Source organism: Pseudoalteromonas sp. NFXS39 (assembly GCF_040148775.1).
Classification (GTDB): domain Bacteria; phylum Pseudomonadota; class Gammaproteobacteria; order Enterobacterales; family Alteromonadaceae; genus Pseudoalteromonas; species Pseudoalteromonas apostichopi.
On the sequence record NZ_JAGDEC010000001.1, the window covers coordinates 384,027 to 410,041 of the forward strand.

At 40.0% G+C, this 26,015-nt stretch carries 27 protein-coding genes; 16 read left to right on the forward strand and 11 right to left on the reverse strand.

Translation table 11 applies throughout. From position 1 onward, the window contains the following. The first annotated feature begins 9 nt into the window (after nt 1–9). The 3 genes from J3455_RS01685 to hisIE are packed head-to-tail and all read left to right on the forward strand — an operon-like array spanning nt 10 to nt 2,110. Nucleotides 10–744 carry a 1-(5-phosphoribosyl)-5-[(5-phosphoribosylamino)methylideneamino] imidazole-4-carboxamide isomerase gene (locus J3455_RS01685; protein WP_167657554.1) on the forward strand — a complete coding sequence of 245 codons (735 nt, stop codon included), beginning with the start codon at nt 10–12 and terminating at the stop codon, nt 742–744. Further along, nucleotides 726–1,505 (forward strand): imidazole glycerol phosphate synthase subunit HisF, encoded by a 780-nt coding sequence (gene hisF / locus J3455_RS01690; protein ID WP_167657553.1) that lies wholly within the window; start codon nt 726–728, stop codon nt 1,503–1,505. Before J3455_RS01685 ends, hisF begins: the two co-directional genes overlap by 19 nt. After that, nucleotides 1,496–2,110 (forward strand): bifunctional phosphoribosyl-AMP cyclohydrolase/phosphoribosyl-ATP diphosphatase HisIE, encoded by a 615-nt coding sequence (gene hisIE, locus J3455_RS01695; RefSeq protein ID WP_130052642.1) that lies wholly within the window; start codon nt 1,496–1,498, stop codon nt 2,108–2,110. The genes hisF and hisIE overlap by 10 nt, the downstream gene beginning before the upstream one ends. Before the next feature lie 43 nt (nt 2,111–2,153). Here the strand turns inward: hisIE and J3455_RS01700 are convergent, their stop codons facing one another. Beyond that, the gene (locus J3455_RS01700; RefSeq protein ID WP_349560864.1) at nt 2,154–3,533 is read right to left on the reverse strand and encodes a serine hydrolase domain-containing protein; all 1,380 of its coding nucleotides are present in this window, start codon (nt 3,531–3,533) and stop codon (nt 2,154–2,156) included. Nucleotides 3,534–3,744: 211 nt separating this feature from the next. On the opposite strand from J3455_RS01700, the gene J3455_RS01705 reads away from it, so the two are divergent. The 4 genes from J3455_RS01705 (at nt 3,745) to J3455_RS01720 (ending at nt 6,232) form a co-directional block, all read left to right on the forward strand. Further along, on the forward strand, nt 3,745–4,482 hold the full coding sequence (locus tag J3455_RS01705; protein WP_349560866.1) for a DUF4097 family beta strand repeat-containing protein: 738 nt from the start codon (nt 3,745–3,747) through the stop codon (nt 4,480–4,482). A gap of 151 nt (nt 4,483–4,633) precedes the next feature. After that, entirely contained in the window at nt 4,634–5,146 is a 513-nt protein-coding gene (locus tag J3455_RS01710) for a hypothetical protein (protein ID WP_256853886.1), read from the forward strand. A gap of 41 nt (nt 5,147–5,187) precedes the next feature. Beyond that, on the forward strand, nt 5,188–5,373 hold the full coding sequence (locus tag J3455_RS01715; protein ID WP_167657549.1) for a DUF1289 domain-containing protein: 186 nt from the start codon (nt 5,188–5,190) through the stop codon (nt 5,371–5,373). Nucleotides 5,374–5,437: 64 nt separating this feature from the next. After that, nucleotides 5,438–6,232 (forward strand): glycosyltransferase family 25 protein, encoded by a 795-nt coding sequence (locus tag J3455_RS01720; RefSeq protein WP_256853887.1) that lies wholly within the window; start codon nt 5,438–5,440, stop codon nt 6,230–6,232. Between the two features lie 4 nt (nt 6,233–6,236). Here J3455_RS01720 and J3455_RS01725 read toward each other — a convergent pair whose 3' ends face one another. Next, the gene (locus J3455_RS01725) at nt 6,237–8,018 is read right to left on the reverse strand and encodes a M61 family metallopeptidase (protein WP_349560867.1); all 1,782 of its coding nucleotides are present in this window, start codon (nt 8,016–8,018) and stop codon (nt 6,237–6,239) included. A gap of 203 nt (nt 8,019–8,221) precedes the next feature. Here J3455_RS01725 and J3455_RS01730 point away from each other — a divergent pair, with 203 nt between their 5' ends. The 9 genes from J3455_RS01730 to ilvN all read left to right on the forward strand — a co-directional run bounded on the left by J3455_RS01730 (nt 8,222) and on the right by ilvN (nt 19,500). Continuing rightward, nucleotides 8,222–9,757 carry a GGDEF domain-containing protein gene (locus tag J3455_RS01730; protein WP_349560869.1) on the forward strand — a complete coding sequence of 512 codons (1,536 nt, stop codon included), beginning with the start codon at nt 8,222–8,224 and terminating at the stop codon, nt 9,755–9,757. Between the two features lie 71 nt (nt 9,758–9,828). Beyond that, complete coding sequence (gene ppnN, locus J3455_RS01735) at nt 9,829–11,172, forward strand: nucleotide 5'-monophosphate nucleosidase PpnN (protein WP_130052651.1); 1,344 nt, start codon at nt 9,829–9,831, stop codon at nt 11,170–11,172. Between the two features lie 11 nt (nt 11,173–11,183). Beyond that, nucleotides 11,184–11,957 carry a flap endonuclease Xni gene (xni, locus tag J3455_RS01740; protein WP_130052652.1) on the forward strand — a complete coding sequence of 258 codons (774 nt, stop codon included), beginning with the start codon at nt 11,184–11,186 and terminating at the stop codon, nt 11,955–11,957. Between the two features lie 71 nt (nt 11,958–12,028). Further along, entirely contained in the window at nt 12,029–12,412 is a 384-nt protein-coding gene (locus J3455_RS01745; RefSeq protein ID WP_054563904.1) for a DUF3192 domain-containing protein, read from the forward strand. Nucleotides 12,413–12,430: 18 nt separating this feature from the next. Then, nucleotides 12,431–14,116 (forward strand): hypothetical protein, encoded by a 1,686-nt coding sequence (locus J3455_RS01750; RefSeq protein ID WP_349560871.1) that lies wholly within the window; start codon nt 12,431–12,433, stop codon nt 14,114–14,116. A 215-nt stretch (nt 14,117–14,331) separates the two neighbouring features. Continuing rightward, on the forward strand, nt 14,332–15,339 hold the full coding sequence (locus J3455_RS01755; RefSeq protein ID WP_130052654.1) for an isocitrate dehydrogenase: 1,008 nt from the start codon (nt 14,332–14,334) through the stop codon (nt 15,337–15,339). Nucleotides 15,340–15,551: 212 nt separating this feature from the next. Beyond that, the gene (locus J3455_RS01760) at nt 15,552–16,526 is read left to right on the forward strand and encodes a transposase (protein WP_167657544.1); all 975 of its coding nucleotides are present in this window, start codon (nt 15,552–15,554) and stop codon (nt 16,524–16,526) included. A gap of 752 nt (nt 16,527–17,278) precedes the next feature. After that, nucleotides 17,279–19,003, forward strand: a complete 1,725-nt coding sequence (locus J3455_RS01765) for an acetolactate synthase 3 large subunit (protein WP_130052655.1) — start codon at nt 17,279–17,281, stop codon at nt 19,001–19,003. Then, complete coding sequence (gene ilvN, locus J3455_RS01770; RefSeq protein ID WP_130052656.1) at nt 19,003–19,500, forward strand: acetolactate synthase small subunit; 498 nt, start codon at nt 19,003–19,005, stop codon at nt 19,498–19,500. The genes J3455_RS01765 and ilvN overlap by 1 nt, the downstream gene beginning before the upstream one ends. Before the next feature lie 82 nt (nt 19,501–19,582). Here ilvN and J3455_RS01775 read toward each other — a convergent pair whose 3' ends face one another. From J3455_RS01775 to J3455_RS01815, 9 genes are all read right to left on the reverse strand, one after another. Continuing rightward, nucleotides 19,583–19,858: an HU family DNA-binding protein gene (locus tag J3455_RS01775; RefSeq protein ID WP_036972004.1), complete on the reverse strand. Its 276-nt coding sequence runs from the start codon at nt 19,856–19,858 to the stop codon at nt 19,583–19,585. 204 nt (nt 19,859–20,062) lie between these two features. Then, nucleotides 20,063–20,596, reverse strand: a complete 534-nt coding sequence (locus J3455_RS01780; protein ID WP_348708892.1) for a DUF3833 domain-containing protein — start codon at nt 20,594–20,596, stop codon at nt 20,063–20,065. Then, nucleotides 20,589–21,086 carry a chalcone isomerase family protein gene (locus J3455_RS01785; RefSeq protein ID WP_256853891.1) on the reverse strand — a complete coding sequence of 166 codons (498 nt, stop codon included), beginning with the start codon at nt 21,084–21,086 and terminating at the stop codon, nt 20,589–20,591. Before J3455_RS01785 ends, J3455_RS01780 begins: the two co-directional genes overlap by 8 nt. A 55-nt stretch (nt 21,087–21,141) precedes the next feature. Continuing rightward, on the reverse strand, nt 21,142–21,585 hold the full coding sequence (locus tag J3455_RS01790) for a DUF2878 domain-containing protein (protein WP_250662181.1): 444 nt from the start codon (nt 21,583–21,585) through the stop codon (nt 21,142–21,144). Nucleotides 21,586–21,613: 28 nt separating this feature from the next. After that, the gene (locus J3455_RS01795; RefSeq protein ID WP_250662182.1) at nt 21,614–22,876 is read right to left on the reverse strand and encodes an SAM-dependent methyltransferase; all 1,263 of its coding nucleotides are present in this window, start codon (nt 22,874–22,876) and stop codon (nt 21,614–21,616) included. A gap of 22 nt (nt 22,877–22,898) precedes the next feature. Beyond that, nucleotides 22,899–23,630, reverse strand: coding sequence for a DUF1365 domain-containing protein (locus J3455_RS01800; protein ID WP_250662183.1), 732 nt, complete (start codon nt 23,628–23,630; stop codon nt 22,899–22,901). Further along, on the reverse strand, nt 23,623–24,879 hold the full coding sequence (locus J3455_RS01805) for an NAD(P)/FAD-dependent oxidoreductase (RefSeq protein ID WP_349560875.1): 1,257 nt from the start codon (nt 24,877–24,879) through the stop codon (nt 23,623–23,625). The genes J3455_RS01800 and J3455_RS01805 overlap by 8 nt, the downstream gene beginning before the upstream one ends. Beyond that, complete coding sequence (locus J3455_RS01810; RefSeq protein WP_130052662.1) at nt 24,876–25,586, reverse strand: SDR family NAD(P)-dependent oxidoreductase; 711 nt, start codon at nt 25,584–25,586, stop codon at nt 24,876–24,878. The genes J3455_RS01805 and J3455_RS01810 overlap by 4 nt, the downstream gene beginning before the upstream one ends. Beyond that, nucleotides 25,586–26,014, reverse strand: coding sequence for a nuclear transport factor 2 family protein (locus J3455_RS01815; RefSeq protein WP_349560877.1), 429 nt, complete (start codon nt 26,012–26,014; stop codon nt 25,586–25,588). Before J3455_RS01815 ends, J3455_RS01810 begins: the two co-directional genes overlap by 1 nt. Nucleotide 26,015: the final 1 nt, after the last annotated feature.

Here is a 26,015-nt window from a genome sequence, read left to right on the forward strand (position 1 = left end):
GAAATAAACGTGATAATTCCAGCACTCGATGTATTACAAAACCAAATTGTGCGCTTATATCAAGGTAAGTATGATACAGCACAATTTTACCCTTACGAACTTAGCGCACGCTTACAAGAGTATGCAAATAGCGGCGCAGGTAAACTACACCTCGTTGATTTAGAAGGTGCGCGCGATCCAAATAAAAAACAGTGGCAGCATATTCAAGCGGCAACCAAAGCGCTTAATGTGCCTTATCAAGTAGGTGGCGGTATTCGCTCTGAGCAAGATGTTGCCGACTGGCTTGAAGCCGGTGCTAACCAAGTCGTGATTGGCTCAATGGCCGTTGAAAAGCGCGAGCAAGTACAAGCTTGGATTGAAAAATTTGGTGCAAAGCACTTCGTTATAGCACTTGATGTAAATAAAACGGAAAACGGCTGGGCACCAGCGACACATGGGTGGCTAAGTGAATCTAAGTTTGGTTTGTTCGAACTTGTTGATTTTTACGTAGCTCTCGGTGTAATTGATTTTCTGTGTACAGACATCAGTAAAGACGGCACGATGACAGGCCCTTCATTTGCACTTTATGAAGATCTAACTAACCACAATAGCGAGATTAAAGTTCAAGCATCAGGCGGTGTAAGCTCACTTGATGATATTGCAAAGCTGAAAAAACTTGGCGTTGGCGGTGTTATATTAGGTAAATCATTACTCGATGGTGCCTTTAATGTTGAGGAGGCGTTAGCATGTTATCAAAACGCATAATTCCTTGTTTAGATGTTAAAGACGGTCAAGTCGTTAAAGGTGTTAAATTTAAAGGTCATGAAGTAGTTGGTGATATTTTAAAGCTTGCAAAAGCATACAGCGATGCGGGTGCTGATGAACTAGTTTTTTATGAAATCAGTGCCAGCGTCGAAAAGCGTCTACTTGATGTAAATTGGGTAGAGAACATTGCGCGCCATATTGATATTCCATTTTGTGTGGCTGGTGGCATTAAATCTGTTGCTGATGCGGCACGTGTTTTAGAACGTGGCGCAGATAAAATCAGTATTAATAGCCCAGCTATCGCTCGCCCAGAGCTAATTAAAGAATTACACGATGAGTTCGGTAAACAATGCGTAGTTGTTGGTATTGATAGTTTTTATGATGAAAAAACTGATGAGTATTTGGTGTACCAGTTAACGGGTGATCCAAATGCATCAAGCCGTACTCGCTACAAAACCGAAGAATGGGTTAAGCGCGTGCAAGACCTAGGTGCTGGCGAAATCGTCCTTAATTGCATGAACCAAGATGGCGTGCGTAAAGGCTACGACAATGTTCAGCTATCAAAAATGCGTGCACTGTGCGATATTCCACTAATTGCTTCGGGTGGCGCAGGGACAATGCAAGACTTTGTTGATGTATTTCAGCAAAGCCAAGTTGATGGTGCTCTCGCTGCCAGCGTATTTCACAAGAACGTCATTGATATTGGCGAACTAAAACAATTTTTAATCGATAATAATGTAGCGGCAAGACTATGCAATTAACCAAAGACACTCTTACTCAAGTCGATTTTGCCAAAAGCGAATTGATCCCAGCTATTGTGCAAGACGCACGCACTGGGGTTATTTTAATGCAAGGCTTTATGAATCAAGACGCATTAGCTGCCACTTTCGACAAACAAAAAGTAACCTTTTTCTCACGTTCTAAAGAGCGCTTATGGACTAAAGGCGAAACATCAGAAAACTACCTTGAAGTTGTCTCGGTGCACACCGACTGTGATTACGACTCTATATTAGTACTCGCAAACCCACTTGGCCCAACCTGTCACTTGGGTACACAAAGCTGTTTTGGCGATGATGCAAAACCTAGCTTATCGTTTTTGGCCGAGCTTGAACAAGTTATTGTCTCGCGTAAAAATGATGACCCAAGCAAAAGCTACACTGCGTCTTTATTTGCAAAAGACTTAAGCCGTAGTTGCCAAAAAGTGGGGGAAGAAGGTGTCGAAGTTGCCCTTGCAGCTATGAAACATGATAACGATGAATTAACCAATGAATCGGCAGACTTACTGTATCACTTAACCGTGTTATTACAGCGCCAAGGCTTATCATTGGCCGATGTGGTGAGTTGCTTACAAGGCCGCCATAAGTAAATGAAGTACATTAAGATGCACCTTTTCAGGTGCATCTTAAATCTTATTGCCTAAGTGCTTTTAAAACATCACGAGTAAAGTCATGTTCACTAAAGCCTTTAAGACCCGCAAGATCATACCCTCGCCTAACAATAACTAGCTGCTCGCTTGGAATAATCACCAAATATTGACCTCGGTTGCCTCGCGCTGCGATAGTATCGTTTGGTAATTCTGGGAAGCGTTCGTTATAAAGCCACCACTGCGCACCGTATCCAGGTGCAGCTTCTGGGGGCTGCGCAGGTGCTGGTTTACTAATATAACTTAACCAATCTTTTGGTAATATTTGCTCACCTTGCCAGCGACCATTATTTAGGTGTAACAGTCCTAAACGAGCAAGATCTCGTGAGGTAGTCCACACTTGCGATGACAAAATAAAGTCACTTTGCCAGTCAGATTCTAAAAAAGTATGTTGCATGCCAATTTTATCGAGCAAGTTTTCATACGGATAACGTAAGTAACTCGCTTCATCTTTGAAAGTTTCTCTTAGAGTGCGAAGCGCTAACATGGTGTCGTTATTGGCATATTTCCAGCGGCTGCCAGGCTTTACTTCTAACGAAGTATGCGTTGCAGTATCAGACACTAAACCGCCCCCCATATAAACCCGATCTGTCCGGTTGCCCGCTTTATTACTATCTAAGCCTGATGCCATATGAAGTAAGTTTTCAAGAGTTATTTCACCACGCGGATCAAGCGAATGAGACCAACTTTCAAGCCCCGCTGGTTTAGTTACATCAAGTCGCTTTTGCTCTACTGCCACACCAATGATGCTAGCGCCAATACTTTTTGCAACAGACCAAGTTCGCTGTGCGGTTTCTGGGGTAAAGCCTGCTTTATATTGCTCTGCTAAAATCGCCTGAGGGCTTGCTATTAAAATAGCTGAAGTACGTGCGCCTTCGCCATAATGACGAGTAAAAGCCTGAGCAATGACCTCATCAAGCGCCTTATTGCCCGTTGTTTTATTAACACCATTTAGCGTTTGCCATGGCTTACCATCATCCTTTAGATCAGCTAGGTTTTCTTTAAACGGAGATTGCACAAGTGATGCAGATTCTAGGCTAGCTCCAACAGGCAAATCAACACAACCTAAACGCGGACGCCACACTGATATACGCTGCTTATCTTTATCATAATCGACAGTGACTCGCCTATGCTTGGTATCAATATTTGCTTGCAGTGTTTTTACCGTGTCTGCGATTAAAGGATAAATCCCCGTGAGTTCATCTGTAACGATTTGCTCAGTCATTTTGTCAGCATTAAACGTGGCACTACAAGTAAAGTTGGCGACATACCCTGCAGCATAAGCGTTTAAGGTTACTTCAGTTTCCTCACTACAAGCACAAAAGCTGATCCACAATAAACTACTTAGGAAGATTATTTTTTTCATTATTATTCCTTGGGGGCAAATACTATAAGTTAGCAAAAGGAAAAAATAATGATATGTTTTTACGGCAGAGTTAACGCTTTTAACGGTAAAAAAGCTGGATATTAAATAACTAAGAAGCATTATTTTTTTAAAAGTTTATAAACTGTTTAAACCTTTTGTACCAGCACCTGCGACTAAGCTAAAAACATCTCAAATATGAAAGGGAAGAACCATGTTAAGTAAAGTAAAAACACTCTCGCTTATTGCCGCAGGCCTATTATCAGCCCAAACATTTGCTTGGGGTGAAATGCCTCTGCAAGAAACCAAAAACCTTAAGCTAGATGCAGCATCATTAAGTGCTTTGAAAGTCGAAGCTGGCTCTGGTTTTTTGCACATTACAGGCACTGACAGTGATGAAGTAACCGTTAAAGCTGAAATTTATCAAGAACAGCCGCACGATGAATACTGCTTAACGCTTGAAGCTAAAGGCAATAATGCCGCACTTGGTGCAGGACAATGTGAACACCATACCAACAAGCAAACTCGCATTGATTTAACTGTTGCGATCCCGCATTCATTTAATGTCGATGTGCACGATGGTTCTGGTGAGATTATTATTAGCCATGTAGCTGATACAGTAATCAACGATGGTTCTGGTTCAATTACAGCTAATGACATTACAGGCACTTTAGAAATCAATGACGGCTCTGGCAGCATAGATGTTCGTAATGTCAGCCGTAATATTAAAATTCATGACGGCTCTGGCAATATTAATGTGGCAAAAGCACAGGGCAATATTGAAGTACACGACGGCTCTGGCGGTATCGATTTAAATGATATTTCCGGTGATGTTGTCGTTTCAGATGGCTCTGGAAGCATTCGTGTTGATTCTGCGGCAAACTTTGAACTATTAAGTGATGGTTCTGGCTCTGTAAAAGTAACTAATATTGCCGGTAAAACTAAGATGTAAGCTCACGAATATACAACAAGATATAACCAAATGCCCTCCTTTGTGAGGGCATTTTGCATTGTAATTGCCAATCTTTATTAGCATTTTTACAAGGGCTTAGGTATCCTCTAGAAAACGTTTAAGGAACTGCTATTTAAAAGGATAGCCTGATATGAAAAAGCCACTCGTCGCCTTACTAACTGGCCTTGTTTTAACAGGTTGTACAGGACTAACAACTGAACAACAAGTTGCCATTGATAACTTAACCCCTTGCGAGAAAATCAACGCCCTATTAGGTGCTTACGACAACCGCTTTGAAGGCTTAAAACGTAGCCGTGTAAATACTAAATACATGGAAACATGGACAGCAAAATACAACCTTATTGCTGATAACTGTCAAATCACGGCGCTTGATAAAGACAATGTCACCTACCGTTGTGTAGGCAACTATGAGCAACAGCAGCAAGCTGTGGCCGATCACACCCGTGCGGTTAATTTTACCCAAGCTTGTTTAGCAGGTAATAATTGGCATCAAACACAAAAAGAGTCTGCAGAATCGTTACGCACCACGTTTGTGCTTGACGAAAACAACCCTGTTATCTCGATTCATTCGGGTAAAACCTTATCGCGTAAACAGCCTTGGTCTACCACTCTTGAAATTGGTAAACCCGTTGAAGGCAAATAAAATACCCTTGAAGGCTAATAGACAATAGCCTTCTCATCACTATGACAAATTCAAAAAAACCAACCAGCCAATTCAAAACAGATTGCATCGGCCAATGTCATCGCTTAAATGGCTTTTGCACTGGCTGTGGCCGCAGTAATGATGAAATTTTTGATTGGATCATTTTATCCGAGCAAGAAAAAAAAGTGATTTTAAATACCCCTCGCCCTGACATAAAAGCGAAATAGTTCTGACACCCAAGCGTCATTAAAGCTTGTTAGCCTGATTCAAACTGACCATCAGGTAACGATAATGACCGCTATTTTTGTAATCAACTTAGCAAGCTCTACTGAACGATTAAACCGTGTAAGCCATGAGCTCAACGCACAGAATTTGGCATTTGAACGCCTTGATGCAATTGATGGAAGAGAGCTGTCTGATAAAGAGATAGCCAAGCACTATAGTGCTGATTTAAACCTAAAAAAATATCATAAGCCATTGAGCAAAGGTGAAATTGGCTGTTACTTAAGTCACAGAAAAGCATGGCAAACCATTGTCGATAGGCAATTAGATTACGCCATTATTTTAGAAGATGACTTTGTTCTCGACCGCTCTATTCACAGTGCAATTGACAACATTAATACATTAAAACAGCCTTGGCAGCTAATAAAATTGGCTGCTTACAAAGACCGCAATCGCGACATTGCTTTCACAAAACAACTCGCTGATGAGCAGCATTTAGTCATTCATAAAAAGCTTATGTCTGGCTGCTGTGCAACTGCTGTTAGTTTGGAAGGTGCAAAATCACTTTTAAAGGCCACAGCCACATTTGGCCGCCCCGTTGATTGTGATTTACAGCATGTTTGGGAAACCGGCGTATATGGATACTCATTGCTGCCCTACCCAGTATCACAACCCGATAATCCACAAAGCGATATTCGAGACCGAACAGACAAAGTTAAAAAATCGTTTTGGCGACGAAAAAAGCAGCAACTCCAAAGCACTCTACAAAATGCAAAATACACTAAGCAGTTTATAAAAGCGCAACAAACACCAAACAAAAAGAAAGGAGCCGCAGCTCCTCTCTTACCAATCAAAAACCATTAACGAGTTATTTTGCTAGGTTTGGGTGATCAACGCCCATCCATGCTTTAAACAATGCCATTTGAGCTGGTGTTGCATCTTTTAATGCTTGTACCTTTTTCTCTTTATCAAAGTCTTCACTAAGTGTCAGTGTCGTACTTTGCAATGCATCACGTCTAATGAAATCAACAGTCACTGTGTCGCCTGCTTTAAACGTTTCAAGGCTGGCTGTTAAATCTTTACCAACATGCTTTTTGTTAAACGCGACGATTTTATCATCTGTAGTTAAGCCCGCTTGCCATGCAGCGCCGCCACGGCGAACATGAGTTAAGGTTAATAACTCACCGCTGTTTTTAGCGAACGAGTCAATACTAGGTACTGATTTTGCACCTTCTGGGCGAATTAAACCTAACCCCACTTTTGCAAGTAGTGAATCAAAATCGATAGCTGCTGGCTCATCCACATTCGCTTGCCACCATGCGCTGTAATCACGACCCGTTAGCTCTTTTAAAATCGCTTTAACATCATCAGGCGTAAAACCATCTGGTAAACGGTGTTTGTTGTAAAGTGCACGGTGAACATCGCGGTAACTAATTTTGCCGTCGCTCTTTTCTAGTAAATCAATATCAAGCGCCATTGAGATCAATGAACCTTCTAAATAGATATTGGTGCTGTAGTTGCGTGCATGATCGCCGCCTTGGTTAATCCACTTATCAAAACTAGTTTCAGTTGCGCTTTGTACTTCGCGACCCGGTGTTTGTAAGTGACGATTAACTGTTTTGGTTAATGTACCTAAGAACTCATCCGTTGTTTCAATACCTGCACGAACCATTAAGTGATCCTCAAAGTAGCTGGTTGAGCCCTCTGCAATCCATAATGTTTTCGCGTAGTTAATATTCGTGTAGTCGTACGGTGCAATCCCTTTAGGGCGGTACGCTTTTACGTTCCAAGTGTGAATAAATTCGTGTGCTGCGGTGCTGATAAACGCAAGATAATCTTTACGAGAACCAAAACGATCACGAGGACGTTGTATAATTGTTGAGTTTAAATGCTCTGTTGCACCGCCGGCACCTGACGTTGCATGTACCATAAATACGTAACGCTCATATGGGTAGCTATCCCAAATTACATTGCCAGTTGTAACGAGCTTTTTAAGGTCGGTTAGCATTTGATCTACGTCGTAGTTACCTTCACCCCAGATAACTAGTTCGTATTCACGACCATCAACGCTAAACTTATGTAACTCATTGATACCACTCTCGATTGGTGAATCAACTAAAATGTCGTAATCTGCAGCTTTAAAGCTATGTTTAGAACCCGCATTTTCCATCCCCGACACTGAACGCCATTCTTTTGGTACGTTTAGTTTTACAGTCACAGGGTCTTGACGGAATGATTCACTAAACATAAAAAAGCCAGATGCATCAATAAATGCATGACTGTCATCAATATGACGAGCGCGTTTACCTAGCTCGTTAGCGTATACTTGGTAATCTACATTTACTTGAGTTGGCTCGTTTAGATGAACACGCCAAGTGCTGTGGTCAATTTTTTCCCACTCTAATGCTTTACCGTCATCATCTTTTGCTTCGAAAAAGCGTACTCCATTGGCAAGATTTAAAATTTCATAACGGCCAGTACGCCAAGCTGGAAGTTTAATATCTAAATGTGCTTGTGCGGTTTGGGGAAACTCAACACTTACATTACCTAGATGGTGCTCTGGCTGAGTGATAGACAGTGAGTAGTTTACATCTGCAAACACACTGTTAGAACAGGCCGCCAAGATAGACATTGCCAAAAACTTTTTCATAACAACTCTTTTTATTACTATCAAAATTGCAAAACAGACTAACAATTGCGAGAAAAAATGTGAATTAAAAACCGATAAACAACCATTGCAACAAGTTTGATAGACAAAATAGCTAAGTTTTTGACTTGGAAACTACATTTCGTATTAATTTGTTGTAAACTTATCGTATAGCAATTTTTGAAATTTGATGGCGGTATTACTTGGTGCAGCAACAGCATGATGTTCTTAATAAAAAGCTAAAGCAAGCGATCGACGCTCGTGCAGTGGTCGAAGATGCGCGCAAACATCAAGTTGAAGTCCTTTCTCAATTTGCAGCGAAACTATCACTCAGCTGTAAGGGACTAGACATTGAACTAGACAATCGATTGGCTAAATTTAGAAATGCTTTAAAAAAAGGTGTAAATTTCGATTTACTTTCACCGCTAATAGATGATGTGCTTGGCCTGTTAAAACACCAGGAAACTAAGCAAATGGCACTTCAACGCGAACTGAATGATAGTGTCACTGACGCTGGTAAGCAGCTACAAAAAGTGAGAGGTCTGCCTGATGATGCCCGTCGTTCGCTGCGATATTTACTCGACCACGAATTAAATAATATTCAGTCTAATCATGACTTTGTTCCGTTACTCTCAAAGTTAGTGGTTATCTATCATCAAGCTCTACAAGCCAAACTTGCAACGACAAGCAAAGCTGAAGCACAAATCAAACCTGAACTTGCCACGCAACTTTTATCTCTTGCTAATGACTTAGTGCTCGAGGAAGAAAGTGCCGAGCAAATAAATAGCATCAAAAGCAAAATCACCCATAATGACAGTGTTGACGACCTACTTGATTCTGCGTTGAATATAATTAGCATCGTTACACGCAATATGAGTAAAGAGCGGCAATCAGCTCAGAGCTTTTTGATTTCTTTAAATCAGACCATTGAAGATTTACATCATTCAATTGTTTCTACTAGTAAACACTCAGAATCTCTCAGCGCCGAATATGATACGCTGAACAAACAAATCGAAAACAAGATTAAAAACTTGCATACGCAAACACAGCAGGCTACATCTATTTCTTCGCTTAAAGAGCTAGTAGAAGAAGAGTTAAAATCATTAAGTGATGATTTAATCGCTAAAGAAAAGCTAGAACAAACGGAGCGCGAGAACTTACTTGCCAGCTTCAACGATATTAACAACCGTATTAGTCATTTAGAAAGCAAGCTTTCGACCTACAAGCAGCGCCTTAATGAACAACGCTTTAAGAGTTTACTGGATGGTCTAACGAAGTTACCAAATCGTTCTGCGTTCGATGAGCGGTTCAATCATGAGTTCAACTTATTTAATGTGCAGGAATCAGACATCACATTTGTAGTGATTGATGTTGACCACTTTAAATCAATCAATGACCAATATGGCCACAGTGCTGGTGATAAAACACTGCAAGTGATTGCCAAAGCATTACAAAAATCAATTCGTAAATCCGACTTCATTGCCCGTTACGGGGGCGAAGAGTTTGTATTACTAATGAGTGGAATGGCGATTGAAAAAGCGACAGTGCCGCTAGAAAAGCTGCGCAAGACTATTCAAAGTATTCCGTTTAAATTCAAAGATAAGCAAGTAGAAATCACTATTTCTGCTGGTGCAACCCAGTTGAAAAAAGGTGATACCCCGCTAATTGCCTTTGACCGTGCCGACGAAGCATTATACAAAGCCAAGAACGAGGGACGAAATAAAGTTTGCATTAGCAAATAAAGGCCTCATCTAGTATGTGAGGTCTTTGACACATAATGATAAAGGCTCATTGACGAGCCGGGAGAGTGCTTATGTTAAAACAACTGAATCCTACAGGTGTACTGGATTTACTATCGCAACTAGAAGTTGATCTACTCGAACAATCATCCACCAGCGAGCGCTATAAATTATTTAGGAACTGTGTGCTTGCGGTTCTCAATGTGGGCAGCCACACCGATTCAAGCTTAGAAATTTACAATAAATACGAAGACTTTGATATTCGCTTATTAAGCCGAGAGCGTGGTATTAAAATTGAACTTGAAAACCCACCCGAATCCGCTTTTGTTGATGGCGAAATTATTACCGGTATTCATGAACATATTTTCTCGGTTATTCGCGATATTCTGTTTATTTGTCAAAAATATGAAAAAGACCTAACAGAACAAAAAGCCATCACTCATATGGTCTTTGATATGCTCAGAAACGCAGGCGCACTTAGAGTTAATAGTGACCCGAGTATGATCGTATGCTGGGGCGGTCATTCAATTAACGAGGTTGAATACAAATACACCAAACAGGTTGGCTATGAGCTTGGCCTCCGTGGATTAAATATTTGTACCGGCTGTGGCCCTGGTGCAATGAAAGGCCCAATGAAAGGTGCCACCATTGGCCACGCTAAACAGCGTATTACTAACAACCGTTACCTAGGTTTAACTGAACCAAGCATTATTGCCGCTGAACCACCTAACCCAATAGTAAATGAGTTGGTTATTTTGCCTGATATCGAAAAGCGTTTAGAGGCATTTATTCGCACCGCTCATGGCATTATTATCTTTCCAGGTGGTGCAGGTACCGCTGAAGAGTTGCTATACCTTTTAGGTATTCTGCTGCACCCAGATAACGAAAAACAATGTTTACCAGTAATCCTTACAGGCCCTAAAGAAAGTGAAAACTACTTTATTGAGCTGTGTAAATTCATCGAGAAAACATTAGGTAAAGCGGCACTTGATAAGTTTGAAGTGATAATCGACGATCCAGAGCGTGTTGGTAAAACATTAAAAGATAAAATGGTCGAGGTACGTGACTATCGTAAAAGCCAAGGTGATGCATATTACTTTAACTGGACGCTAAAAATCGATCATGATTTCCAACAACCGTTTGCACCGACTCATGCTAATATGTCGAGCTTAGATCTACATTTAGATCAACCAACTCAGCAATTAGCTGCTAATTTACGCCGTGCGTTTTCAGGCATCGTGGCTGGTAACGTTAAAGACGAAGGCTTACAAGCCATCAAACAGCATGGCCGCTTTGTGTTAAGTGGTGAGCCTGCACTTATGGCTGATATGGATAAACTACTGGCAGCATTTGTTGAGCAAGGCCGCATGAAGTTACCAGGCAGTAGATATATTCCTTGCTATGAGATCAAAGCTTAATAGGAGCCTATGTGACAACCCAATTACTTTTAATAGATGCGCTTAATCTTATTAGACGCATCTATGCTGTTGATAGTAATCAGAGTCATCACAGTGAAGAACATATGATAAAAGCAAGCTGTGCCCGCGTGGCACATGCTTGCAAAAAACTACGCCAGCAAACGAATGCTACTCACGCGATTGCAGTGTTTGATGGTGAAAAAAGCTGGCGTTATCACTATTTTGAAGCATATAAAAGCACTCGTTCACCGATGCCCGATACCCTCAAACAAAACTTATCACGCTTTAAACAAGCAATTGAAGAAACGGGCATTGTGATTTTCTCACCAGATAATGACGAAGCAGACGATATAATTGCTACCCTTGCTCATAAAGCTGCGACTAATAATGTACCTTCTACTATCGTCTCTACAGATAAAGGGTTTTTACCGTTTTTATCTGAGCAAATAGCTATATATGATTACTTTAAAAAGCAATATCTTGACGTTGAAGATATAAAGCAGCGTTTTAATGTACCCAAGCATCGGCTCGCTGATTTTTGGGCCTTAGCAGGTGATAAAACCAATGATATACCTGGGGTCAAAGGCATTGGTAACAAATCAGCGCAGCAACTTATAAATGATTATGAGTCGATTGAAGCAGCTATTAATGACGATGATTTAAACCCAACACTAAAACGTAAGCTTAGTGCTGGTATGGACATGTTTGTGATATCAAAAAACCTTGTCATGCTGCGTACCGATATTAACTTAGGCTTTAGTTTAAAGCAGTTAAGGCTCAATTAGTCGCAATCTCGTAGCACAGTTTGCTAACTGGGCGTATACTGAAAATTCGCGTTAGTTTTATAGAGTTACACATGTTTAAAAAGGTTTTCCAATATCTGGTACTTGGGTTAGGTGTTTATGCACTGATAGCAACCCTAGTGATCACTTTTTATAAAGATGATCCGCAAGCTATGATTTGGCAAGACCGTGAAGCTTTTAATAAACGCTATATCGCGAAACTATCTATTGATAAGCCCGAAAACCTCAATGCTGTACTTGATTATTTAGGTAGCCCCGATCTAACCTATGCTAAACGAGTTGAGGACAATGTTTGGCAAATTATTTTTTATCGCACTCAGCATGTTAAATCTGATGGGATAACCACTATAGATGAATGCACAGGCCTACTTTTTAAAAATGGTCAGCTGGTATTATGGGGACCAAGTGCCTATGAAAGCTATCAACAAGAAACCTAACAGCTTATGATGGAAAACGTGACGCCACGAGAATTGGCACGCTTATTTGATAGTACGCACCAGTTACTCAAGCTTTATCATCAAAAGCAAAAATGGTCACAAATTTTCCCTATACTAAGTAATCTTGCCGAGCGGTATTATCTACTATATCAAGCCTGCCCAAAAGGCATGCAAGCGCAATTAAGTTTGTATGTTGCGAACCACGGCTACACGACCAATTTAGTCGTAAACCAATGTGTTATTGCCTGTACTTTATGCCACAGCCTTAACTACAACCAAGCAATTAGTGAACAGATAATTAGCTGTTGTTTAGCCAATTACCTATGTGTGCAATCACAAAGCAATAAATTAGCCGCAGGCCAAACACTCACAGCTCAAGATAAAAAGCTTTGGCAGTGTCGTCATCAATTAGCCGCAAAACTACTCAAAGACTCAGGCCCACATACGCTTTCTATTCAGCATTTATTAGCTCGTTTAAACAAATATAAACAAGCACTATTAAGCGCACCAAAAATTATGATTTACGATGGTGCAACAACCCTAGTAGCTCTAGCTAATATTATTGCTATGAATACGACTTATCGCGATTCGGGTGGTCATATTAGTATGCACAAAGCTATGGCTGATATCTACTTGCGCACTCCGAACGAGTTTGCTCAAAGTGCTATAAAAGCATTGATTGCTCATATTGGTCCTTATATTCCAGCAAGTGAAGTAAAGTACGCAGAGCAGGTGCTTATCTATTTAGCCACAGATGAACATGGCCGCCATATTTTAGTTGATGCCAGTTGCCCAGATAAAATTCGCTGGCACCGCTTTAAAGCAAACTTAACTATTTTTGACAAACAAAGACTTTGTAAAGATACTCGTTTGCTATACACCGTATGGTTTAGTGAAAACATTAATTTTGCCGAGCCACAGCCTTTAAATCAGCAACGTAGACAGCAATATTTAGAGCTAATTAGCACATTAAAAGTATCAAAAGAATACAGCTACCGTAGCTTAGATAAGCTTTTAAGCCCCTACCCTGAATTGATTACGCAGCTTACTGTTGCCGTTAAGCCCTATAATAAAGAGCAGCAAAGAGCTAAAGACTTACGCCATTGTTTATCTATGGTCGGATACGATAACGCCCCTGCGATTATTCAAAAAGTCTTATTTCAACGCTTAGTTGCAACCACCTCTCATCCGCTTTTTCAGCATATATCTAAGCGCCTTGAGAATATGGTGCGAATTATCCAGGCGCTATTTAAACACATCGACTCAATTCAATTTGAACAGGTTGCTTTGCCGTTATATGCCTATGTTTTGTTCCTTTGCGAGCATCAAGCAACTAGCCTTTCACGTAAAACCATTTTTGAACAAGCCGAAGAACAGATAATAAGCCCGCCACTGGCTTGTTTATTTGGTGTTAGTCAATTAAACCCAGAACCTCTGACGATGTATTTAAATCAGCTGATTGGCGACAATAGCTGGACTCAGCATTTACTAGGTAGTGAGCAACATAAAAAACAGCAACTTGATATCAACGAAAAGCATTGGGTCGCAATTAAGCTTTTTACTTATTATGTTTTCCAACCAAAAGCCCTGTTTAGTAGTTGGCAAGAGCAAATTATTTCCGATAGTTTATTGGCTGCTGGTTGGCAATCAAAAGCAGATTTTTATGCATATCTCAAAAACTGTGAATTTGCAGACAATTTTTAGAGTGTGTTGTTAAAAAGTGCGAAAACGTTAAATAAATATGAACTTTAGTCTGTTTATAGTCAGTATTCACAGGATAAACTGGCAAAAAGCTGAATAAATTGCTATAAAAGCCGCTTAAATTTTCAAACACATTCACGTAAACCTTCTAACAAGTAAATCGCATGCTATTTCGCGACGAGTTTACGTGTTTATCTACTCATAAATAGGAAAAGTAAATGGCTAAACAAACCATCACAGTGATCAAAGGCGACGGCATTGGTCCTAGCATTATTGATTCAGCACTTGAGATCCTTGAAGCTGCAGGTTGCGATTTTGATTATGAATTCGTTGATGCTGGCCTTGCTGCCCTAGAAAAAACTGGTGAGTTACTGCCGCAAGAAACAATCGACACAATCGCGCGTAACAAGATCACTTTAAAAGGCCCATTAACTACACCAGTTGGTGAAGGTTTCACTTCAATCAACGTAACTTTGCGTAAAAAGTTTGGCCTATATGCTAATGTTCGTCCTGTTAAATCATTCGCAGGTACACAAGCTCGTTACGACGATATCGACATCATCACTGTTCGTGAGAACACACAAGGTATGTATTCTGGCCTTGGTCAAGTAGTATCTGAAGATGGTAACGAAGCAGAAGCAATGTCTAAAATCACCCGTGAAGGTGCAGAAAAGATCGTAACTTTTGCATACGAGTTAGCGGTACGTGAAGGCCGTAAAAAAGTAACGGCTGTGCACAAAGCTAACATCCTTAAATCAACATCTGGTTTATTCTTAAAAGTTGCACGTGAAGTAGCTGAGCGTTACCCGCAAATCGAATCAACAGAAATGATTGTTGATGCAACATGTATGAAACTAGTTATGACTCCTGATGAGTTTGATGTAATTGTTACTACAAACTTATTTGGTGATATCTTATCTGACTTATGTGCAGGTCTTGTTGGTGGTCTTGGTATGGCCCCTGGTGCAAACATTGGTGAAGATGCAGCTATCTTCGAAGCCGTACACGGTAGTGCTCCAGACATCGCAGGTAAAAACCTTGCTAACCCAACTTCAGTGATCTTAGCATCTATCCAAATGCTTGAGCACTTAGGTATGGCTGACACTGCAGAGCGCATCCGCAGCGCAGTTGCTGATGTAATCAAAACAGGCGACCGCACAACGCGTGACCTAGGCGGCAGCCACGGCACTACAGACTTCACTCAAGCTGTAATTGAGCGACTATAAGAGAACAATTGTTTAGGGCTTATGACAACATAACCCTTAAACCCCCTACCAAAAGCCAGTCTCAGACTGGCTTTTTTATTACCTCTAATTAATCAGACACCCACTTTTATTTATCAAGATAAGAAAAGCAAAACAAGACACCCAACTTAATATTTCACATTCCTAAAAATTGTGCCTAAACTTAGATTGTTCAACTCATGGAGGAGAAGAGCATGGCAACCCCTCGTAGAAACTTAATTAGCGTTTCAAACACACCTTACTACCACTGTATTTCACGCTGCGTTCGTCGTGCTTATTTGTGTGGTCAAGACCCACTAACCGGTCGTTCTTATGAACACCGGCGCGAATGGGTAGAAAAAAAATTACTCAAACTCGGTCGAATATTTTGTATTGATGTTTGTGCCTATGCAGTTATGAGTAATCATACTCATTTGGTTCTACACATTGATATAGCAAAAGCTAAGCGTCTAAATAATAAAGCTATTCTGATTAGGTGGCACAAGTTATTTAAAAGCACTTTTCTTTGTCAACGATTCTTAAATGGCGAATTACTAACACAAGCAGAGCTTTCAGCGGTGAATATCAGAGTAAATATATATCGAGAAAGGCTCAGCAGTATTAGTTGGTTTATGCGTGTGCTTAATGAGAGCATTGCACGAAAGGCCAATCAAGAAGATGAGTGCAAAGGGCGATTTTGGGAAGGTCGCTTTAAATCGCAAGCCTTGCTAGATGAAGCCGCACTTGCAGCTTGCCTTGCTTACGTTGACTTAAACCCAGTAAGAGTAAAAGTGGCTGATTTACCAGAGCGATCTGATTATACAAGTATAAAAACACGCATTAAATCAGCTCAAAAAGACAAACAACCCAAATCATTGATGCGTTTTGCTAGTAAGCCACATAATCATATGTCTAAAGGCTTACCATTTGAGCTTAAAACATATTTGCAGCTCGTTGATTGGACTGGCCGCTCAATACAAAAGGGTAAACCCGGTGCAATACCTAAAGACGCACTACCTATCTTAGAACGATTAAATATCTGTGCTGACAACTGGCTTATACTCACCACCTCATTTACAAAATCATTCAAAAATGCAGCGGGTAAAGAGAGAGCTATCAATGCATATACAAATCGCATGAAGCGACAGCGAAGAAGCTCGATTACAAATAGTTTAGCTTTATTTGCTTAGTTGCATGTTAGGCATTGAGTTTCTATTTTATAAACTAAGCTTCCTTGCAAACTGGAGGCGAACCCTTCTTTACAAATAGAGTTACCCTGTACGCACAATTTAAAAAATAAAGCCATCATATTGGATTGCTTTTTTTAAGAGTCCCCATCAAATAGTACAAAACCTCTTAGTCTATATAATTTATTGACCTCGACTTACATCTTACTAAATGACCGCTTGCTGTTAGAAATTAATTTGGGTGTCATGTTTTGAGATAATTTAAAGAAGCTTTTTATTAAAATGGGTGTCTAAATAAATATCTCTTATAAAGTGACTAAGTTATGCATTTCAGACATGAAAATGCATTATCTATTGGTAGAGTTATTAATTAACTACACGAACGATTCAATGCATAGTTACACCATCAAAATCAGGATAAACAAAATACAGATGCAAAAAAAACCAACATAAAAATCAAATATGGAAAAATTAATGCAAAAACACTCTTTTGCGGTTGACATCAGTTTCTAAAACACTTAAAAATACTACTAACATTTTTTAAACAGCAAACATTTAGTCTGCTGTCTGTTTTTAGAAGAAATTAAAAATAATGAATATTCGCCGCCACCTTTTAGTCGTCAACGTTCTCGTACTGGTCTTAGTTACAAGCCCAGCGGGAGGCTATTAAAAGGTGAAAGCACGCTTTTTAAAAAACCCCCGCCTTATGCGGGGGTTTTTTTATGCATTTATGCTGCACAGATAGAGGAATGAGGATGAGTACAACTGAATATAATGGATCCGAACTAGTTGTTCGGGCACTTAAAGAATTGAATGTAAAGTATATTTTCGGCTATCCTGGCGGGTCTGTCCTTGATTTATATGATGCGTTATTTCAACAAGAAGATATTGAGCATATATTAGTACGCCACGAACAAGCTGCTACTCATATGGCTGATGGTTATGCCCGTGCGACTGGTGAAGTTGGTGTTGTACTTGCAACCTCAGGCCCAGGTGCAACAAACTGTGTTACAGGTATTGCTACTGCTTACATGGACTCTATTCCTATGGTGGTACTTTCAGGCCAAGTTCCTACAGGTTTAATCGGTGATGATGCATTCCAAGAGACTGATATCGTTGGTTGCTCTCGCCCTATCGTAAAGCACAGTTATAACTGTCGTAGCGCAAAAGATATTCCAACAATCTTAGCCAAAGCATTTTATTTAGCCAGTACAGGCCGCCCTGGCCCGGTTGTGGTTGAACTACCAAAAGATATGCTTAACCCTGAATTAAAGTTTCCGTTTGAGTTTCCAAAAACGACTGAGCTTAGAACTTATAACCCGAATACCAAGGGTCATTCAAAACAAATTCGTAAAGCTGTTAGCGCTATATTAGAAGCTAAAAAGCTGGTTATTTATTCAGGTGGCGGCATCATACTTTCAAACACCTCTGAGCAACTAACTCACTTGGTTGAATCATTAAACGCACCGATCACTAATACCTTGATGGGTCTGGGTGGCATCAGCGGTACGCACCCTAACTTTATTGGCATGTTAGGTATGCACGGTAGCCTTGAAGCAAATAAAGCCATGGCAAATGCTGATGTTATTTTAGCCTTAGGTGCTCGATTCGATGATCGGGTAACAAATAATGTTAAGAAATTCTGCCCAAATGCCACCATCGTTCATGTTGATGTTGACCCAACCTCAATATCTAAAACAATCAAAGCGCACATCCCAGTTGTTGGCTGCTTACAAACTGTACTTGAACAGTTACAAACGGCGATTGATAAAAGCTCTATTTCAATTGATCGTTCTGCACAAGAAGATTGGTGGCGTCAGATCATTAGCTGGCGTGAACAAAAATGCCTTAGCTACAGCACCGATGGCGATAAAATCAAACCACAAGCGGTTATCGAAGCAATCTACAAGGCAACCAATGGTGATGCTTACATCAGCTCTGATGTAGGTCAGCATCAAATGTTTGCAGCTCAGTATTATCCGTTTAAACACCCACGCCAATGGATTAACTCTGGTGGCTTAGGCACTATGGGCTTTGGTTTACCTGCGGCAATGGGCGTGAAGCTTGCTTTCCCTGAAAAAGAGTCAATCTGTGTGACTGGAGATGGTTCAATTCAAATGAACATCCAAGAACTATCAACCTGCTTACAATACAATTTAGCAGTAAAAGTTGTGTCGTTGAATAACCGCTCTCTGGGCATGGTGCGTCAATGGCAAGATATGATGTATTCAGGTCGACACTCATCTTCTTACATGGAATCACTTCCTGATTTCGTAAAATTAGTTGAAAGCTATGGTCATATAGGTATTCGCGTTGATCATATTGATGAGCTACAACCTGCTATTGAAAAAGCCATGTCTATAAATGACAGGTTAGTATTTTTAGATATCTGTGTAGATGAGAAAGAACATGTTTACCCTATGCAAATAAAGCTAGGGGCAGTCGATGATATGTGGTTACGTAAAGGAGTAAAAGCATAATGCGCCGTATTTTATCAATCTTATTAGAAAACGAACCTGGCTCGTTATCGCGCATTGTTGGCTTATTTTCACAGCGCGCTTACAACATCGATAGCCTTACTGTTGGCACGACTGACGATCATTCTCTGTCGCGTATTACCATTACCACTATGGGTGATGATCGTATCGTTGAACAAATCACCAAGCAAGTGAACAAGTTAGTAGATGTCCTCAAGATTATTGATCTAACCGAAATGGCGCATATTGAACGTGAGCTGTTGCTAGTTAAAGTATTTGCCCAAGATGAGACAACTCGTGCAGCAGTAACTCGTGTTGCAGATGTATTTCAAGGTGCTATTTTAGATATGGGTCGCCACAGCTACACTCTGCAGCTTGTAGCGAGTACTGAAAAGATCGAATCTTTCCTTGATACCCTGCGTCATGAAACCGATATTATTGAGGTAGTGCGTTCAGGTGCAGTTGGCATTGGTCGTGGTGATAAAGCGTTAAAGGCGTAAGTCTTTTTCGCAGTAGCGATTAAATTACAGACACAAAAAAAGGGCTATAAGCCCTTTTTTCAATAAATAGTAAGTTACCCTATTAAGGATTAACTTGGTCTTTAAGACCTTTACCCGCTTTAAAGCTTGGGATAGTTGCTGCCGCAATTTGAATTTCTGCACCAGTTTGTGGGTTACGGCCAGTACGCGCTGCACGCTCTTTTACTGAGAAAGTACCGAAACCAACTAATGCTACTGAGTTACCTTCTTTAAGAGAGTTAGTAACTGCGCCAGTGAATGCATCTAGTGCACGAGTTGCTGCCGCTTTTGAGATTTCTGCATCAGTAGCAATTTTTTCAACTAATTGAGCTTTATTCATTGTTAGATTCCTATTCGTTATTATTTTGCCTTCGCAAAACCTATCTTTATGCATTTTTGAGAAGTTAGCAACAGCAAATTGCTATTTTTACGTAATTTATTCAAAAATGACTACTATTTAACTATCAATCACAAGGTTAGTGACATCAGTATTAATAAAGACTTAATTTAACTTCCATAACTAAATTTTATGATAGCCAAACCATCATTCAATTTTCTCGATAACTAAGGTAACTTCCCCAACCTCAAAGCCAAACTTATCAATAGCGGTACGGTTTATCAAGCGTGATTGTGTTACCAAGTACATCCAATCATCGAAATTCACCACTAAAGTACTATCTTTATATGGAAGTTCGACAGAATATGTCCAGTGGAACACACTACCATTACTATCACCCTTTGCTTCGCCAACCACATCTGAGGCTGTACCTGTGATACTGCCATCTTCATTGATGGTGATATACCAAATACGCGTTTGCGTTTCGCCATCATCATAAACAAATTGCTCGTCAATCACTCCCTGATTGCCATCCCAAGTTGCTTTCATATCGACAACCAGCTTACGAGTTAATTCACCTTTATGGTCTTGAACAACGCCGTAGGCTTTGAGCTTTCCGCTAAAAAACTGTTTAAAGTCAAACTTAGGTTCTGTGCCTTGATAATAATCAACCTTTGGCGCAGAGCAGCTGGTAATTAACAATACCATAGCAAAAATAAAAAGTGCTTTGAGCTTAATCATGTTTCCCTCCAATAAGCTGTTTTCGAAGTGATGGTTCAGAAGTGTCAGGACTTAACCAAATTGCTAAAAAGTTATTAGCGAATTTATTGTCACCAACCTGACCTAACTTCTTGTCATTAAAGTAGAAAGTACCAATGCCTTGCTCGTTCGTACGAAACGACAGCGAATCATTCTTTTTGATATCAGGCCAAAGGGCTAATAACTGTTCGTCGTATACACCTACCATGTCATTGAGCTTTAAATGTTGCCATTGCTCGTTGGTTGCTTTAACGATGTCTTTTGCATCAAAATCACGTAAATAGGTAAGTGTTAACTTGCTGGGGTGCTGACCAAATTGATACGAACCCGTTGGCGTTTCTAGTTTGGCGTTATACACATCCCAAAATAGATACTCCATCTTGGCTTGTCCTACTGTTTTAAAGCCGTTTGCGATAGCCCCTGCTGAAAAAAATAACGCAGCAAACAAGGATAATTTAAGTGACTGATACATCAATAAATCCTAAAAGTTGTGTTATTAATCATTACGTAAAGCATAACTGAACTGATCATTTAGACGCTAAAAATCGCTTATTAATAGTGATGATAATCATAAACATGCTCGCCCATCCTAAACCATAAATAAGCCAAAACTGCCAAATAGCAAATTGTGTGTTAAGTACTTCAAAGCGCATCCCAGCATAGTAACTGGCTGGAGCAAATAACGCGCAAACACCCCAGCCAATATACCAAGGCAACTTTTGTAGAAATTTCATCGAAGTATTAATAGTTAGAAGTAGCGCAGTCCAAAGTACAGCAAGCCATAAGGGAAAGGGACTCTCTTTAAAAGCGAGTAAATTAAAACTACTCGCTAGCCATTCATAGCCTAAAGCAAGCGGTAAGCCGCATAAAATTAGCCAAATATCTTGTCTTCGCTGCGTTGATAAAAAAATCATCACAGCTACAACAGCTAAAGCGGGTATCAGAGAGTTGTGTTCGAGGAGTAAGGCCATAAACCAAACTCCTTGAAACAACGCAAAATTAATAATTGAGCGCGATATCATCGCCAGAATGGCCAAAACGCGGTTTACGGGCAACTAAATGAACGGTACTGATGGCGCGAGTTCTAAATGCTCCTTCACAGTAAGCTAAGTAAAATAGCCATAAGCGATAAAAACGCTGGTCAAATTTCACTTTATCTATTTCAGGCCAACTAGCAACAAAGCGCTCACGCCAATCAGCCAAGGTTCTTGCATAGTGAACACCAATATCTTTGACACTATGCACGACCATGTCTGTTTGCTGCTTTATTTGCTTATTCATTTCATCTAAGCAAGGCAGGCAGCCACCTGGAAAGATATATTGCTGAATAAAGTCTGAGTTCTTTAGGTAATGACTGTAACGCTGATCAGCGATGGTAATTGCTTGGATAAGCATTGCACCACTGTCTTTTAATAAAGACTGACATTTAGCAAAAAAGCCTGGTAAGTACTCATGACCTACTGCTTCAATCATTTCGATTGACACAAGCTTATCGTATCTACCTTCTAACAGACGATAATCCTGCTTCAGTAAAGTGATTTTATCCTCAAGTTTTAGCTCTTTAACTTTTTGTTCTACATAAGCATGTTGCTCATCAGAAATCGTCGTAGTCGTAACATGACAATCAAAATGTGTTGCAGCGTAAATCGCAAAGGCGCCCCACCCTGTGCCAATCTCAATAACAGAATCACCTGGCTGTAAATCAACTTGCTCACAAATTAATGCCAGCTTATGAGATTGGGCTTGTTCAAGGGTGGCTTGTTTTGAAGGATACACTGCACAAGAATACAGCATTTCATCACTTAAAAATGCACTGTATAGGTCGTTACCTAAATCATAATGCGCTGCAATATTCTTTTTCGAACCGCTGGCTGAGTTTTTATTTTTAAGATGATTAAGTCTGTGCGCAATACCACTTAAAAAAGCAAATTTTTTCTCAAAGGCATCTAGTTGATCTTGATTAAGGGCAAATATTTCAATAAGTTTAGTGAGGTTGTCACAATCCCAATAACCAAGAATGTAGGCCTCACCAGCACCAACACTGCCAGATAAAGCAAATGACTTATACATCGCAGCATCATTCACTGTAACCGTTGCGTTCAAATCACTTGTCAAATCACCGAAATGCTCTTTTTGATTACCTTCAATGAGCGTAATACGTCCAGTATCTATACTGTTGAATGCACCTATGACAAGTTTTTTATACAGCTTTGTCATCCACCCAGTCGTTGCGGCTTGCGTTAAATTTGATACTTTTTCCATCACATCACCTAGTTGAATTCTCTTATTTGCCCGAGTGACCAATAAATGGCACACGTTTGCAAAACAATTTCAAAGCATGAAGGTAAATACCCTTAAAGATACTAAACGTCATAGCCGGAAACTGTTTAAGCACGGCACTAACCCGCTCCTTCGTCAGGAGGTGCTTTTGCAAACGCAGGGTTGCATCAAACAAAAGAGTCTCGTCTTTTTTATTTTCAATATGAATCATGGTGTTATCAGAATTCATTCTAATATTCCAATGATAGTTCATATCTAAGTTCATGAAAGGTGATACGGAGAAAACCTTTTTAAAGTTCACTTTTTTTTCAAGAGGTACTACATAATAATGACGTTCATTCCAAGGGGTATTGCTTACTTCAGCAAGCATGTGGGTAAAGTCACCATTACTAGTTTGAAAGAAGAAAAAGTTTACAGGGCTAAAGTACAGCCCTAAACAACGCATTTGTCCGAGCATAAAAACATTGGCAAATTCATTAGAAATGCCTAGCTCTTTAATTTTATTAAGCGCACGCTGCTTGAGTGGTAACTGCATATCAGTTTGATAATTAAAGTAATCACTTTGTTTAAATTTAAGAGCCTTAAAGCCACTAGAACCAAGCCAAGGGTGAATACCATTTAGCTCATTAGGATTTGCTAAATCAACCCACATCATATAAAGCGGGTATTTAAAGTGATGCTCTTTAACCGCAAAACGCCGATGACGAACATCACCTATATAAATAGCACTATTCAAACTCTACTCCGAGTTTTTGCGCCACATTGACAGCACTTCTGACACCGTCTTCGTGGAAGCCGTTATACCAGTATGCTCCGCAAAAATAGCTATTGTTTTTTCCATCAATCAAGGATTTTTGCTGCTGTGCTGCTATCGACTCTTTGTTAAATACTGGATGGTGGTACGTAAACTCTCGTAGAATTTTATCTTTGTTAATGCCATCAAGGTGGTTAAGCGTGACACAAAATTGTGTGTCGCTTTTAATTCCTTGTAGAATATTCATTTGATATGTGACAACAGCGGCTTTGTCTGTGTTGTTGTTTAATAGGTAATTCCAGCTAGCCCACGCAGCTTTTCGTTTTGGTAAAAGTGTTGTATCGGTATGTAGTACCACTGAGTTAGCCGTGTAAGGTATAGCTGAGAGAACACGTTTTTCGTCTGCGCTTGGGTCTAATAATAGGTTTAATGCTTGATCGGAATGGCAAGCAAACACCACCTTGTCGAATGTTTCGCTATGGCCATCATCAAAATGCACATGCACACTGCCATCTTTTCGAGATACCGAGCTGATATTGCTATTTAAACGAATTTTATCAGCAAAGCCTTGGATCATCGGTTTGATGTATTCGCGAGAACCACCCGGAATAACATACCACTGCGGGCGATTAGTGATATCCAGCAAACCGTGGTTATAAAAGAACTTAACAAAAAACTCTACGCCAACTTGCGCCATTTCTTTTATACTTGTTGACCAAATAGCAGCCCCCATCGGCAAGATATAATGGAAACGGAAAAATTCGTTAAAGTGATGCTCGTCTAAAAACTCATCTAAAGTTTGGTTTGCCTTATAATTTTTTTCAGCATGCAATGATTTACACACTTCATTAAAACGAACGATGTCTTTCAATAGTTTCCAAAATTTAGGGCGAAAGATATTACGTTTTTGAGCAAATAAACTAAAGAAGGTGTGGCCATTATATTCAAATCCCGTTTGCTCATTATGCACACTAAAACTCATTTGCGTTTTCTGGCGTTCAACACCTAAACGCTCAAGTAATTTTTCAAAATACGGGTAGGTCCGGTCGTTAAATACAATAAAGCCTGTATCAACAGCGTATTCAACGCCATCAACCTTTACGTCAATGGTTGCAGTATGGCCACCTATGTAATCATTTTTCTCAAATACGGTTACATCGTAATGTTTGTGCAAGAGGTGCGCACAGCTTAAACCTGCTATGCCTGATCCAATAACAGCCACTTTTTTCAACGTGATAATCCTTTTGCAAGCTTCAGCCACAACGGCGTAGGAAGCATTCTTAAAAATTTTAAAATGAAGGTAAAACGGTGCGGAAAATGCACTTCTTTGCGCCTTTTCGCGACACCTTTAAAAATATAGTTTGCCGCTTCTTCTGCGCTGACTGCCATTGGCATAGGAAAGTCATTTTTTTCTGTCAGCGGCGTTTTAACAAATCCGGGGTGAACTAGCGTGACATCCACATCGTTTAAATCAACAGCTAAGCTGTTAGCTAAATAACTGACTCCCGCTTTAGAAGCGCCATAAGCTTGGCTACGTGGTAAAGGCAAGTAAGTTACACTAGAGCTCACTATAACGAGCTGCCCACCGGGTTTTATTTTTGGTAACAATGCCTCAAGACAATAGCCCATACTAAGTAGATTGGTGGTGATCACACGCTCGAACAAACTACTATCAAAATTACGTGCATCATCAATGTATTCACAATTCCCTGCATTTAAAATGACACGATCAAATTGCGTATATGCCACTGTGCTCGAACGTATATCCTGAAGGTCTGTTGCATCAAACTGGCAAGACTCGATATTTTGGTACTGACTTAATTTGGCAAGCTTTTCTGTATTCCTACCGCAAGCAATAACTTGCTCACCCTTGTCTGCATAAAGCTTTGCCAATGACTCACCAATACCAGAAGTTGCGCCTGTAATTAATGTCGTCATTATGCACTCGCCCTTTTATCGATAAATTTTACAGCAGAACCAAGCACTGGAATATGCCTGTAAAGCATAGCCCCTAAGTCAAAATAATCGCGATGCTCAATGATTTTGTCGTCATTAAATTTTAAGCGGCTATGTCCCTCAACTGAAATTGCTTGGCCTTTTTTAAGTTTTGGATGACGATACTGCATGGTCCAATAAATAAACGCGTTTTCCTCTTTACTATAGGTATTTTCAATAACAAATTCGCAGGAAATCACATTAGCATAAAGATTTTTAAAATAATCACGCAGCGCCTCAAGACCATTTACTGCATGCAAGGGATCTGCAAACTGAATGTCTGGGTGATAGATATCATCCAATAACTGTAAATTATCTTTATTGAGTGTTTGATAAACATTAATAAATCTATCAAGGGTCGCCTTTTCCATG